The sequence below is a fragment of the Pseudoalteromonas sp. TAP-3C genome (genome assembly GCF_059888565.1).
Map to the genome: position 1 here is coordinate 1,405,659 of NZ_CM187618.1, position 14,224 is coordinate 1,419,882.

The 14,224-nt window shown below is 39.7% G+C and carries 8 protein-coding genes; all 8 read left to right on the forward strand.

Annotated elements, in window-relative coordinates; all coding sequences use genetic code 11:
- Positions 1 to 222 carry a DUF2835 domain-containing protein gene (locus AC6H44_RS06690; RefSeq protein ID WP_500738103.1) on the forward strand — a complete coding sequence of 74 codons (222 nt, stop codon included), beginning with the start codon at positions 1 to 3 and terminating at the stop codon, positions 220 to 222.
- A gap of 251 nt (positions 223 to 473) precedes the next feature.
- Complete coding sequence (locus tag AC6H44_RS06695) at positions 474 to 2,570, forward strand: DUF1302 domain-containing protein (RefSeq protein WP_500738104.1); 2,097 nt, start codon at positions 474 to 476, stop codon at positions 2,568 to 2,570.
- Between the two features lie 13 nt (positions 2,571 to 2,583).
- Positions 2,584 to 3,948 carry a DUF1329 domain-containing protein gene (locus AC6H44_RS06700; RefSeq protein WP_500738105.1) on the forward strand — a complete coding sequence of 455 codons (1,365 nt, stop codon included), beginning with the start codon at positions 2,584 to 2,586 and terminating at the stop codon, positions 3,946 to 3,948.
- A gap of 124 nt (positions 3,949 to 4,072) precedes the next feature.
- The gene (locus AC6H44_RS06705) at positions 4,073 to 5,068 is read left to right on the forward strand and encodes a WD40/YVTN/BNR-like repeat-containing protein (RefSeq protein WP_500738106.1); all 996 of its coding nucleotides are present in this window, start codon (positions 4,073 to 4,075) and stop codon (positions 5,066 to 5,068) included.
- Complete coding sequence (locus tag AC6H44_RS06710) at positions 5,068 to 7,398, forward strand: efflux RND transporter permease subunit (RefSeq protein WP_500738107.1); 2,331 nt, start codon at positions 5,068 to 5,070, stop codon at positions 7,396 to 7,398. Before AC6H44_RS06705 ends, AC6H44_RS06710 begins: the two co-directional genes overlap by 1 nt.
- A gap of 200 nt (positions 7,399 to 7,598) precedes the next feature.
- Positions 7,599 to 12,440, forward strand: a complete 4,842-nt coding sequence (locus AC6H44_RS06715) for an NAD-glutamate dehydrogenase (RefSeq protein WP_500738108.1) — start codon at positions 7,599 to 7,601, stop codon at positions 12,438 to 12,440.
- A 99-nt stretch (positions 12,441 to 12,539) separates the two neighbouring features.
- Positions 12,540 to 13,550 carry a quinone-dependent dihydroorotate dehydrogenase gene (gene pyrD / locus AC6H44_RS06720; RefSeq protein ID WP_500738393.1) on the forward strand — a complete coding sequence of 337 codons (1,011 nt, stop codon included), beginning with the start codon at positions 12,540 to 12,542 and terminating at the stop codon, positions 13,548 to 13,550.
- A 129-nt stretch (positions 13,551 to 13,679) separates the two neighbouring features.
- Positions 13,680 to 14,210 (forward strand): cell division protein ZapC, encoded by a 531-nt coding sequence (locus tag AC6H44_RS06725; protein ID WP_500738109.1) that lies wholly within the window; start codon positions 13,680 to 13,682, stop codon positions 14,208 to 14,210.
- Positions 14,211 to 14,224 lie beyond the last annotated feature (14 nt).

Genomic DNA, 14,224 nt, shown 5'->3' on the forward strand with positions numbered 1-14,224 from the left:
ATGATAGAATATTATTTTAGTATACATTTGAGCTATACCGAGTGCATGGACTATTACCATGGCCGGTATAGCTCAATTCAAGTGACAGCCGATAATGGCAAAACCATTCGTTTTTCTGCCCATCACCTTCGTCCGTTTATCTCTAGTTTGGGTATTCGAGGCCGATTTAGACTTATTTTAAGCAATGAAAACAAGTTCATCCGTCTTGAACGAGTAGCTTAGTTATATTTTTTTGTGATATAAATACCTACAAATATTGCCTTTTTGTTAATTTCGATTTGTTCTATTGTTAATTTACGTGTATAAATTATCTGGTAGGACGTCTTACCAATACGTAAACGTCAAACAAGTAAAAAATTTATAACTGATTGAAGGCGACCATTTGTAATTTGTTTAATTCGCTTCTATCGTTACGATTATACTAAAAACAATAACTTGATCACACAAAATACCCGCGACAGGGGGGAACCAAAATGATAAGAAGATCGCTTTTTGTTAAAAATAAAATAGTACTTGGCTTAACAGCTGCGGCTATAGGTTTATCAGCAGCACAGACACAGGCTGCAACATTTGAGGCCGGTGGTTTTGATATCACCTTTGATTCTACTTTTTCTTATGGGCAGAGCGTTCGCGTTGAAGACCGTGACTTTAATCTCATTGGTAAAAGTAATAACCCATCGTTTGATTGGACGGGTTATAACCCTGCAATCAACACGATTTACTCTTCTCAAGACGTGTGGGCACAGCCGGGCTCTTACTCGAATAACGGCGATGCGGGTGGTTTAAACTTTGATAGCGGTGAGTCTTTCTCAAAACTATTAAAGGGCACCCATGATTTATCAATAAGTAAAGATAACTACGGGTTATTTACCCGTTTTATGTATTTTTATGATTTTGAATTGATGGATGGCAACCGTGCCTATGTTAACCCCACATCAGGTGGTGGAGTTGACCCATGTGATGACGATGATACGAAAGAACAAAGCTGTGCTGACATTCGTTTACTTGATGCTTATGTGTGGGCAAACTTTGATTTAAATGAGGGTAAAAACCCGCTTTCAATTCGGCTTGGTCAGCAAGTGGTTAACTGGGGGGAAAGTACGTTAATTTCTCACGGTATTAACGTAAACCCGGTCGATATAGACAGATTAAAAGCCCCCGGTGCTGAACTAAAAGAAGCATTTATTCCGGTGGGAATGCTGTGGGCCTCATTAGGGCTGACAGAAAACATGACGTTAGAGGGCTTTTATCAGTACCAATGGCATGAAACACGCCTACCTGCGGCGGGAACTTATTTCTCTACCAATGACTTTGCCGCTGAAAACGGTTATCAGCAAAATGTGCAACTGGGCTTTACTTCAAACCCTGACATTGATTTAGCGTTCTTAACAGATAGTTTAAATAACCTAATGAGCACTTATGGTCAAGTGGCTGCAAGTCAAGGTATTGACCCATCAAGCGCGGCTGGCAAACAGTTACTGGCAAATATGTATTTAGCGCACCCCACCAAGGTTGCCCTCAAAGGCAAAGGGTATGACGGTAAAACAGAACCTGACGATGGTGGCCAATACGGTTTGCGCTTAGGCATGTTTTTACCACAGTGGAACGATACTGAAGTGGCACTTTACCACGTTAATTACCACAGTCGTCGTCCACTTATATCGGGGCGCGTGTCTAATTTTACGCAGGCATCAATCCAGCAAGATTTAGCGATGATTGCCACAACAGAAATCACTTCTGATAATGTCTCCGACTTAAAAGCATTTGCCAAAGCGACAAACGAATACCCTGAAGACATTAAACTATATGGCTTAAGTTTTAATACTCCGCTTGGCGGGACCGCGTTTGCGGGTGAATTTACCTTTCGTGAAGACGAACCGTTGCAAATTGACGATGTAGAATTACTTTATGCTGCTATGCCTGAACAATTAGCTATTGCTGGTTTACGCCCTGAATTTGCGGGTATTTCGCAAATGAGTAAAGGGGATGCTTTAAGTGTAGTAGGCCCAGGTGAACTTGCTAAGGGCTATATTGAACGCAATACTGCACAACTGCAGTTTACAGCAACGCATTTATTTGGCCCGTCACTAGGTGCTGATAGCTGGGCGGTTGTAGGTGAAATTGGTGGTGTACGTATTAATAATATGCCCAAATACGATGAAATGCGTTTAAATGTTTCAGGTACTGGTCGAAGCGGTGTTATTCAAGGTCCAGGGAGCTCAGATTATTCTGCACTTCAGATGGCGTTATCAAATGGCCCTGAACAAAAATCGTTTGCTAGTGCTTCATCATGGGGCTACCGCCTGATTGCTAAAGGTGATTATTATAATATTTATGATGGTGTTAATTTCTCACCTCGCTTTGTGTTTTCGCATGATGTAAATGGTAATACACCGGATCCCATGTTCTTATTCATTGAAGATCGTAAATCATTAGGTGCAACTATGAGCTTTAACTATCAAAATGCATGGTCTTTAGATGTTAGTTACAACGCATTTTGGGGGGGTGGCGACATCAACACTTTCTCTGACCGAGATTACGTTTCTTTTAACTTAAAATATTCTATTTAGGGGTAACATTATTATGATTAAAAAACCTACCCTCATTGCTACAGCGTTTTGTAGTTTGTTTGCAAGTCACGGCGCATTGGCTAAAATTAGCCCAGAAGAGGCAGCTCGTCTTGGTAAAGATTTGAGTCCACTGGGTGCAGAAATAGCAGCGAATGCTGATGGTTCAATACCTGCTTGGAACGGCGGTATTACACAAGTACCAGCTGGTTATGAGCCAGGTATGCACCACTTAGACCCTTATGCAACTGATGACGTTTTATTCACTATTGATAAAAGCAATATTGATAAATACAAAGAAAACCTAAGTCCAGGGCAAATAGCATTATTTGACGCGTACCCTGATACATTTAAAATGCCAATTTACAAAACCCGTCGTTCAGCGTCTTTCCCTCAGTATGTATACGATGCGACTAAACAGTTTGCTACAACAGCTGAGTTAGTAGAGGGCGGTAATGGTATTAAGAGCACAGCGATTGGTATTCCATTTCCAATTCCTAAAACGGGTTTAGAGGCAATTTGGAACCATTTACTTCGCTATCGTGGCCAGTCAATTGAACGTTTTGGTGGCCAAGCTGCACCTACCGCATCAGGTTCGTATAGCTATGTCGGCTTTGACGAGCAGTTGTTAGTTAAATACTCAGATCCAAATGCAACACCCGCTGAGCTAAAAGATTCTAATATTTTGTTTAAGTTTAAACAGCAAGTCACTGAGCCTGCTCGTTTGGCAGGTACGGCGTTATTAGTTCATGAAACCATGGATCAAATATTAACTCCTCGTCAAGCGTGGACGTACAATTCAGGCCAGCGTCGTGTGCGCCGTGCGCCAAATGTTGCTTATGATGCACCGGGCACAGCAGCAGATAGCCTGCGCACAACCGATGACTTTGATATGTTTAACGGCTCGCCAAATCGTTATGACTGGACGTTAAAAGGTAAGCAAGAGCTATATATTCCTTACAATAGTTACAAGCTTCACAGTGATAAGCTATCCTATGATGATATTTTAAAACCAGGCCACATCAATCCTGAGCATACGCGTTATGAAAAACACCGTGTGTGGGTTGTAGAAGCAAATTTAAAAGGCGATACGCGTCACATTTATAAAAAACGTGTGTTTTATATAGATGAAGACAGTTGGCAAGTACATGTTACCGATATTTATGATAACCGCGACCAACTTTATCGTGTAGCCATGGCTTATGGTATTAATTACTATGAGGTTCCTACACACTGGAGCACGCTTGAAGTTTATCACGATTTAAATTCACGACGTTATTTAGCCATTGGTTTAGATAACCAACAAAAGATGTACGATTTTTCTCAATCGTTTAACGACAATGAGTTTACATCAGGTGCTTTACGTCGCGCTGGTAGATAGTATAAAAGCAGGCACTTAGCTATCTAGGTGCCTTTTTTCTTTCACATCGCGTTTGTCTTTTAACGCACAGGTTTTCCTCTTAATATCAGACAAACAAATCCTCAGTTCAAGGCGAATTTATATTATGAAGTATTTGCTCTATGCCAGCCTGTTTTTAACTAGTGCAAGTTTTGCAAATAGCGCGCCTCAAGATGCTATTAGCGCGATTAATGCAAATAAAACACTCCTTACAGACATTATAAAAACGTCTGCAGGGCTCATTGCTGTTGGTAAACATGGCACAGTTATTAAAAGTGTAGATGGTAAAGATTGGCAACAAGCACAGTCGGTGCCTACGCAAGTATTATTAACAGCGGTTGACTTTACAAACAGTGCTAATGGTTGGGCATGTGGACATGATGCTACTATTATCAATACCACAGACGGCGGTGATAACTGGCAATTACAACAAGCCAACTCAGCCTTAGATAAACCTTGCTTAGATATTTATTTTAAAGATGACTTAAATGGTTACGCAGTGGGTGCTTATGGCATGTTTTATCAAACTAGCGACGGTGGTAAAAACTGGCAAAAGCGTTTTTTAGATTCATTATTATTTAGTGAAGATAGAGACTATTTAAACGATTTGAAAGAAACGGACCCGCAAGGATATGAAATAGAGACCTCTTCTATTTTGCCTCATTTTAATCGTATAGAACCGACAAACACAGGATTGATACTTGTGGGTGAAATGGGCCTGTTGGCAAAAAGTGATGACGATGGCCAAACATGGCAGCGTTTAGATGAAATTTATCCTGGTTCATTTTTTGGTTTTGCAGCTGATACATCAAAGCAGATTGTTGCAGGGCTTCGCGGTAATATTTTTATAAAAAAAACCGACACTACACAGTGGCAGCAATTAGACAATGACAAAACCGCCACTATTAATAGCATTATTAACTATAACAATAAACAGTGGCTGCTATTGGCTAACAGTGGTGTTATTTTTCACCTAAAAGACGATGCGCTGTCGTATGAGCAAATGGCGGATGGTAAAGCGATTCTTGATGGCGTGATTGTTAAAGATAAACTTATCATGGCGACAGAAAACGGCATTAAAGTGAAGGAGTTGACCCCTTAATGCAAGCAATTTTAGATTTTTTAGAAAAAGCGATTTTTAGGCATCGCTTAATAGTATTGGTTAGTTTTGTGTTGATCACGTGTTTATTGGTTTTTAAAGCAACACAGATTCAACTTGATGCATCATTTAACAAAAATATTCCGCTCAATCATGAGTATATGAAGGTTTACACCAAACACGAAAGGCAGTTTGGTGGTGCAAATAGTATTTTAATTTCAGTATGTGATGACAGCGGCGATATTTTTAATCCTGAGTTTTTCACCCAGTTAAAAGCCGTACACGATCAGCTTTATTTTATTCCTGGTATAAATCGTCCTTTAGTAAATTCAATTTTTTCACCCAGTGCGCGCTTTGTTGAAGTTGTTGAAGATGGATTTGCCGGTGGCCCCATTATTCCAGCCAATTTTAAAGCAGATAAGCAGGGTTTGGGCGTTGTAAAAGAAAATATAGAAAAAGCTAAAGTAGTGGGTCGGATGATAGCAAGCGATTATTCGTGTGCCATGGTATCTGCGCAACTATTAGAAACTGACCCGCAAACTCAGGAAAAATTAGACACCCTTGCTTTTGCCAAAAAACTAGAAAGCGAAGTTCGTGAACCGCTCAGCACTGATGATATAAGTATCCATATTATTGGTTTTGCAAAAATGGCCGGGGATATTGCAGAGGGTGCTAAAGGGGTGGTGCTATTTTTTGCCATTGCCATCGCGTTTACTTTTGTGATGGTATGGTTGTTTTGTGGCAGCATAAAACTGACTATTTTACCTATTGTGTGCTCTATTATTGCTGTTATTTGGCAACTGGGCTTGTTATCTAGCTTAGGTTTTGGCCTTGATCCCATGTCAATTTTAGTGCCATTTTTAGTGTTTGCTATTGGTGTAAGCCATGGCGTGCAAATGATTAACGCAATAGGCAAAAAAGTGGGTGAGGGTAAATCGACTCCTGTGTGTTGCCAGTCAAGCTTCAGATCTTTATTGGTTCCTGGCGGTATTGCGTTGTTATCCGACACGGTTGGCTTTTTAACATTATTAACGATTGATATTGGTATTATTCGTGAACTTGCTATTACCGCAAGTTTAGGGGTGGCGGTTATTATATTTACCAACCTAATTTTACTGCCTGTTTGGGCATCGTATATGCGTTTTGAAAATAGTATTCATATTCAATCGGGCGATGCAAATAAGCCAAATATACTCGATGCCATGCGTGATTTGTTGGTTAAAGCAACAGATCCTAAAACAGCAAAAATAATTATTGGCTTTACGCTTGTATTATTTGCATTGGGTTATTGGCAAGCAGATAAAATGCGTATTGGTGATTTGCACGCAGGCGCGCCGTCATTGCATCAAGATGCACGGTATAACCAAGATACGTTTTTAATATCAGATAAATACACCATTTCTTCGGATATTCTAAAAGTTATTGTTGAGGCTTACCCAGCGGCTTGTACAGAGCATGATGTGATGGAGCGAATATCACGTTTTCAATATAAAGTTGAAAATTTACCTGGGGTTCAATCTGCGGTAAGTTTAAGCTCTGTTGCACAATCAGTGAATGCCGGTTACAACGAGGGAAATCTAAAGTGGCAAAGTTTGCCGCGTAATTCCGCAAGTTTAGTACAAGCCACCTCACGTGTTGAAACCAGTACCGGTTTACTCAATGGGGATTGCTCTGTGATGCCAGTGATCATATTTTTAGATGATCATAAGGCGCAAACGATTGATAACGTAATTAAAAACGTTAAACAATTTGCAACTGAAGAAGGGACAGATAAGCTCGCTTTTAAATTGGCGTCTGGTCCTGTGGGTGTTATGGCAGCAACCAATGAGTCAGTATCGGCTGCACAAATACCCATGATGCTTTATGTTTATGGTGCAGTTATTGTGCTTTGTTTGTTGAGTTTTAAGAGCGTTAAGGCAACGATTGCCGTTGTACTTCCGTTATATATTGTATCAACACTTGCTCAAGCGCTAATGGTGCAGCTTGAAATAGGTTTAACAGTTTCTACCTTGCCTGTTATTGCATTAGGTGTGGGTATTGGTGTTGATTACGGTATTTATATTTTGTCATCTATGATGGGACAGCTTAAACAAAATGTGCCTCTGAGTATTGCATATCGTAATGCACTCATTGAACGAGGAAGCGCTGTATTATTTACCGGTATTACACTGGCAATAGGTGTAAGTACGTGGATTTTTTCTGATTTGAAGTTTCAAGTAGATATGGGAATTCTGCTTACCTTCATGTTTTTAGTAAATATGCTGGGGGCGGTGTTACTTTTACCCGCAATTGGCAGCTTACTCTGGACTGACCAGAAAAAAGAAGGTGAATAAATTTGCTCCAAAATGGCCAGTAATGGCCATTTATATCTATATTTTGTGAATAGATGACCAAATAGCTGAAATGCTTAAAATGTTTTCATCGAAAAGGCTGTTTATTAGTTTCAAAAGGGTTAGAATTTAACTGACTCCACGCTAATAAATGGCTGTACAAATATTCTACTAACTAGTAGTAATAGATTAAGGAACATACAATGACACGAAAAGAAGGCCAAGCCTCGGTTATTTTAGATAACGTCTGCAAGCTCATCCAGAAAAAAGTCCACGCTGATAATGTGTTACTCGTTGAAAAATTCGCCAAAACCTTGTACAGCAATATGTCTAGAGAGGATTTGGCAAATCGTATTGACAGTGATTTATATGGTGCCGCACTCAGTCTTTGGAATTCGCTAGAAAAAAATACATCAGATGACGCCGTTATTCGCGTTTTTAATCCTGAAGTGGCAAAAGATGGCTGGCAGTCATCACATACTATTGTAGAGATTATTGCTAAAGATATGCCATTTTTAGTTGATTCTGTGCGTATGGCCATGACCAGAGAAAACATAGCCTCTCACTTACTTCTTCATAGTCCACTTAAAATTCAACGTGATAAAAACGAAAAAATATCTGGATTATCAAGTTTAAAAGCAGAACAAGAATCAACCTCTACAAAAACAGTGTTTTTTATCGAAATTGACCGTCAAACAGACACTGCTGTTATTGAATCTTTTAAAAAAGAACTTGAATCTGTACTGGTTGATGTTTCGGTGGCTGTTGAAGATTGGCAGCCTATTCGCGAAAAACTGATAGCGGTTAGCAAAAGCTTACCTAAAAACCACAAAGATAAAGATGACAACGAGGTTAATGAAACCGTTGAGTTTTTAGATTGGTTGGTAAAAGATAATTTTACTTTGATGGGGTATCGTCAATATGAACTATCGCCAGTTCAAGGCGATTATCAGTTAAAAGGTAAAATGGATACCAGCTTAGGATTAATGAAAAACGCTGATACTGAACACACACGTTTACTTTCTGAGTTACCTGAAGTCGCGCAAAGAGAAGCGCGCAGCAGTAATTTACTGATTTTAACTAAAACAAATTCACTGTCTCGTGTGCATCGCCCTGCTTATATAGATTATGTGGGTGTGAAGCGTTTTGACGACAAAGGCAATGTTATCGGTGAAGATCGTTTTATTGGCTTGTTCTCATCAAACTTTTATAACAATAGCGCCGCTGATGTGCCTGTACTTAAGAGTAAAATTAATCGCATCATGGATATGTGTGATTTTGCTAAGGGTACACATGCTTACAAAGCTGTATTAAATATCCTAGAGACCTATCCGCGTGATGAACTTGTGCAAGCTAGTGAACGCGAGCTACTTGACGTTGCCATGGGCGTATTACAAATTCAAGAACGTGATATGTGTCGCTTATTTGTGCGCAAAGATGCATACGGCCGTTTCTTATCATGCATGGTGTATGTGCCGCGCGAACGTTACAACACGGCGCTGCGTCGTGAAACACAGACAATTTTAGCTAATGCGTTTAACTCTGACGCGCAAGTTGAATTTACTACTTATTTTTCTGAGTCAACACTGGCGCGTACCCATTATACCGTTCGTGTGACCGACAACAATATTGAATATAACGTGAAAGACATAGAGAATAACCTAATCGAAGCTGCTCGTACTTGGGAAGACAAACTACAATCAGCCTTACTTGAATCGGCGGGTGAGGTACGTGGAAATGAACTAAATCGTAAATACTGCAACGCGTTTGCACGCTCATATAAAGAAGAAGTACTACCTAGTGCCGCAGTAGTTGATATTGAAAAACTTGAATTACTTAATAATGACAACAAGCTGGAAATGTTGTTTTACCGTCCGCAAGAAGAAGCAAACAGTAATATTGTTCGTTTAAGCTTATTTCATAAAGATGAGCCAATTCACTTATCTGATGTTATGCCGATGCTTGAAAACTTTGGCCTGCGAGTAATTGGTGAAACACCTTATTCAGTTGAAACCAGCGATGGTAGCATTAATTGGATCATGGATTTCTCAATGCTCATTGATAGCAAAGGGATGGCTGACTTTGATAAAATTTCAGCGCGTTTTCGTGCCGCACTAACCAGTGTATGGGCAAATCGTTTAGAAAATGATGGCTTTAACCGATTAGTATTAATGGGTGGATTAACTGGCCGTGAAGCATCTGTTTTACGTGCCTATGCTAAATATATGCGTCAAATTGGGGTAACCTTTTCACAAACATATATTGAAAGCACATTTGCAAATTATCCGCACATTGCCGCTAAAATTGTTAATTTATTTGCTAAAAAATTCTCACTTAAAAACCCAGCCAGTGAAAAAACCCTGACAAAACTTGGGGCTGAAATTTATTTAGAGCTTGAAAACGTCGCCAATCTGGATGATGACCGTATTATCCGTTTATACGTTGATATGATAGTGGCAACGCTGCGTACTAACTACTTCCAAAAGGATGCTGAGGGTAAACTTAAGTCATATATTTCATTAAAAATACAACCAAGCTTAATTCCAGACGTGCCATTACCAGTGCCTGCATTTGAGATATTTGTATATTCTCCACGCGTTGAAGGTGTGCATTTACGTTTTGGTAAAGTAGCGCGTGGTGGTCTTCGTTGGTCAGACCGTCGTGAAGATTTCCGCACTGAAGTACTTGGCTTAGTAAAAGCGCAGCAAGTTAAAAATACCGTGATTGTACCGGTAGGCTCAAAAGGTGGCTTTGTATGTAAACAACTACCGAGCGAACGTGAGGCGTTTATTAAAGAAGGCCAAGAATGTTATAAAATTTTCATTCGTGGTTTACTTGATATCACCGATAACATTGAACGCGGTGAAGTTGTGCCTGCCATTAATGTTACTCGCCACGATGAAGATGATGCTTATTTAGTGGTTGCAGCGGATAAAGGCACAGCGACATTCTCTGATATAGCTAATGGCATAGCAAACGAATATAACTTCTGGCTTGGTGATGCATTCGCATCAGGTGGGTCGGTTGGCTATGACCATAAGAAGATGGGGATCACTGCGCGTGGTGCATGGGAGTCAGTAAAACGCCATTTCCGAGAAATGGATATTAACTGTCAAACCACAGATTTCACTGTTGTTGGCATTGGCGATATGGCGGGCGATGTATTTGGTAATGGTATGTTGTTATCAAAGCATATTCGTTTGCAAGTCGCATTTAACCACATGCATATATTTGTCGATCCAAACCCAGATGCAGCCGTTTCTTACCCAGAACGTGAGCGGTTATTTAACTTACCACGCTCATCGTGGGAAGATTATAACAAAGAATTAATTTCTAGTGGCGGTGGGGTGTTCTCACGTGCAGCAAAATCGATTTCCCTGACTCCAGAAATGAAAAAAATGTTAGGTACTAAAAAAGCCAGCATGACACCTAATGAGTTAATCAAAGCATCACTGATGATGGATTGTGATTTGCTTTGGAATGGTGGTATTGGTACTTACATTAAACACTCTAAAGAGACAGACGCCGATGTAGGCGATCGTGCAAACGATGCGCTGCGCATAAATGGTAAAGACCTAGGTGCTAAAGTATTTGGCGAAGGGGGTAATTTAGGTACAACGCAACTTGGTCGTATTGAATTTGCGACTAAAGGTGGTCGTGTAAACACTGACTTTATCGATAACGTAGGTGGTGTTGCGTGTTCAGATAACGAAGTTAACATTAAAATTTTACTTAATGGCTTAGTTGCTGAAGGGGATTTAACCCGTAAACAACGCGATGAGTTACTTTACTCTATGACCGATGAAGTGTCTGAATTAGTACTTAAAGATTGTTACCGTCAGACTCATACTCTTTCAATTACTCAATCAAAAGGTACGTCTACGCTTAAAGAAAAAGTGCGCTTTATTCATGCGCTTGAAAAAGAGGGCAAGTTGGACCGTGCTATTGAGTTTATCCCTACCGATGAAGAATTAGCAGAGCGCGCAGCTGCGGGTAAAGACTTAACGCGTCCTGAGCTTTCTGTGCTGGTCTCTTATGCCAAAATGGTGCTTAAAGAGTCACTTGTTACTGACGAAATTACCGAAAATCCGTATTATCGTCAGTTGTTAGTTAAATCATTCCCACGTCCACTGCGTGAGAAGTTTAACGATGCAATGAATCACCACCCACTGCGCAAAGAAATTATCGCTACCAAATTAGCAAACAATATTGTTAACGATATGGGTTTGAATTTCATGGTGCGTATGAATGAAGAAACTGGTGCAAATGAGGCTGAAATTGCATTATGTTATTCAATTGCCAGTGAAATTTTCCAAATGCGTGAAACATGGTTATCTATTAGTGACTTAGACAATAAGATACCGGCAAGCGTACAAACAGAAATGTTGTATCAATTACGTCGTACTGTTCGTCGGGCAACACGTTGGTTCTTGCGTCATCGTACAAAAGCGCAAACGATTGAACAAGCGATTGACATGTTTGCACCTACATTTGCAGATTTAAGTGAAAACTTAAGTAAATACATCGTGGAAAATGAAAACGAGCGTATTGTAAGCGAACGTGAACAACTCACACAAAACGGTGTACCAGATGCTATTGCACAACGTATTGTGTCATTATCAAGCTTATTCTCAGTGATGGATTTAACGCAGATTGCGCAAAATTCACAGCGTAGTATTGATATGGTGTCACATACTTACTTTAAACTCGGTGCGAAAATGGGCTTACATTGGTTCTTAGATCAAATTACCAATCAGCCTGTTTCTAATCACTGGCAAGCACTTGCAAGGGCTTCTTATCGTGAAGAGTTAGATTGGCAACAACGAACGCTATCTGAAGTGGTTCTTAATAGCTTTGAAGGTGATAGCAGTGATGTTGATGCTCAAATTGAACAGTGGATGCAAAGCCAAGAGTTGCTACTTCAACGTTGGAAGCACATGTTAACTGAGTTTAAAACATCGCAAAGTCATGATTTTGCAAAATTCTCAGTAGCACTTAGAGAACTTATGTTGCTAGGTCATAACTGTGATACAACAGGAAAATAGTGAATGATTAAAATCAATCGTTAAACAGTTTTTTGTTATATAATACCTCAGCCTAGCCTGAGGTATTTTTTTGTCTATTATTTTAAGAGGATTATGTTGATGTTCTATGATTTAGCTCGCCGTTTTATGTTTACCCGAGATGCGGAGTGGGCACATGATTTTGCTCTTAATAATTTACGTCGTTTTGCTCACTCTCCTTTAAGTGCGGCATGGACACAAAATATTGCCAATAAACCGGTGAATTTTTTAGGTCTGGAATTTAAAAACCCAGTAGGGCTTGCAGCCGGTCTTGATAAAAATGCTGAATGTATAGATGCTTTTGCCCAAATGGGATTTGGTTTTGTTGAAGTAGGTACCGTGACACCGCGTCCTCAAGCGGGTAACGATAAGCCTCGTATGTTTAGATTACCGCAGTCAAATGCAATTATTAATCGTATGGGTTTTAATAATAAAGGCGTTGATAATTTAGTTAACAATGTAAAAGCAGCAAAATATAACGGCATTTTAGGTATTAATATTGGTAAGAATAAAGACACGCCTAATCAACAAGGTAAAGATGACTACATTCATTGTATGCGAAAAGTGTTTGCGCATGCATCATACATAACCGTTAATATTTCATCACCTAATACGCCCGGGCTTCGCGACTTACAATACGGTGCGGCATTAGATGATTTGTTGCAAAGCTTGAAAAATGAACAGTTGGATTTAATTGCTCAGCACAATAAAAATGTCCCTATGTTGGTAAAAATTGCCCCCGATCTTGATGCTATTCAAATTGCACAAGTGAGCGAATCACTGTTAAACAATAAAATTGATGGTGTGATTGCGACCAATACCACCCTTGAACGTAGTTTAGTGCAAGGTCAACAGTATGCGGATGAAGCGGGGGGATTATCAGGTGCGCCGGTTAGAGAGCGTTCAACTCATGTTGTTTCAGAACTAAAACGATTAACTAATAATCAATTACCTATCATTGGCGTGGGTGGTATTGAGGATGCTCAATCGGCTAAAGAGAAATTAAATGCCGGTGCAGATTTAGTTCAAGTTTATACCGGTTTTATTTACAAAGGACCGCGATTGGTCAAGTCGATTATTAACGGCTTATAATGAATTGTTATCTAAGCTTTTGATCGTTCGATAAATGTTCTAAATACATGTTTTAAAAATACTCAAAAGCAGCTATACTCTAAGCTTATTGTCTTATTTACATATTAAGTACTAGGAAGGGAGGAGCATATGTTACAAGCGTCAAAGCAATGGCAGTGGATAGCGTGTGCTAAAAAAAATCGCTTACTGCTTGATTTAAATGACGATATGCAGCTGTGTACCCCATATAAATTAAGACAACTTACTGATTGTGCAAATAAAAATCCTTATTTTAGTGTAGAGGATGCCGCTTTTTATGAGCAGGTATATTATTACCTCGGGCAGTTTAATTTATGGAATCCTGCCCAGTTATGTCAAATTTCGCTTAATGCAACCGCCGTTAAGTTTCAATTAAAGCCAGTGCTTGCAAAAAGCTGGTTTTTTAGACCTTATACCGGCGCAACACCCAGTACTGAAGCGGTTATAAATCTAAGCTCTGAGTCTCAAACCGGTGAGTTTTTAATTGTTGAGCATTGCCCTGATGCCTGTGTATGTATAAATTTAAGTGAAACCTTTGCACTTAACGATAATTTAGCGCTATCACAGTTTGAAGTGATCCGTGTGTTAAACAACCGTGTACACCCGCTTATTACCACCCAGTTCGATAGTCAAACCGCTTAGCCTAATTTAGTTTC

Excerpts from the sequence above, each read along its gene's own strand:
- AC6H44_RS06725 (WP_500738109.1), top strand. The coding sequence starts at position 13,680 with ATGTTACAAGCGTCAAAGCAATGGCAGTGGATAGCGTGTGCTAAAAAA.
- AC6H44_RS06705 (WP_500738106.1), top strand. The coding sequence starts at position 4,073 with ATGAAGTATTTGCTCTATGCCAGCCTGTTTTTAACTAGTGCAAGTTTT.
- AC6H44_RS06710 (WP_500738107.1), top strand. The coding sequence starts at position 5,068 with ATGCAAGCAATTTTAGATTTTTTAGAAAAAGCGATTTTTAGGCATCGC.
- AC6H44_RS06715 (WP_500738108.1), top strand. The coding sequence starts at position 7,599 with ATGACACGAAAAGAAGGCCAAGCCTCGGTTATTTTAGATAACGTCTGC.
- AC6H44_RS06690 (WP_500738103.1), top strand. The coding sequence starts at position 1 with ATGATAGAATATTATTTTAGTATACATTTGAGCTATACCGAGTGCATG.
- pyrD (WP_500738393.1), top strand. The coding sequence starts at position 12,540 with ATGTTCTATGATTTAGCTCGCCGTTTTATGTTTACCCGAGATGCGGAG.
- AC6H44_RS06695 (WP_500738104.1), top strand. The coding sequence starts at position 474 with ATGATAAGAAGATCGCTTTTTGTTAAAAATAAAATAGTACTTGGCTTA.
- AC6H44_RS06700 (WP_500738105.1), top strand. The coding sequence starts at position 2,584 with ATGATTAAAAAACCTACCCTCATTGCTACAGCGTTTTGTAGTTTGTTT.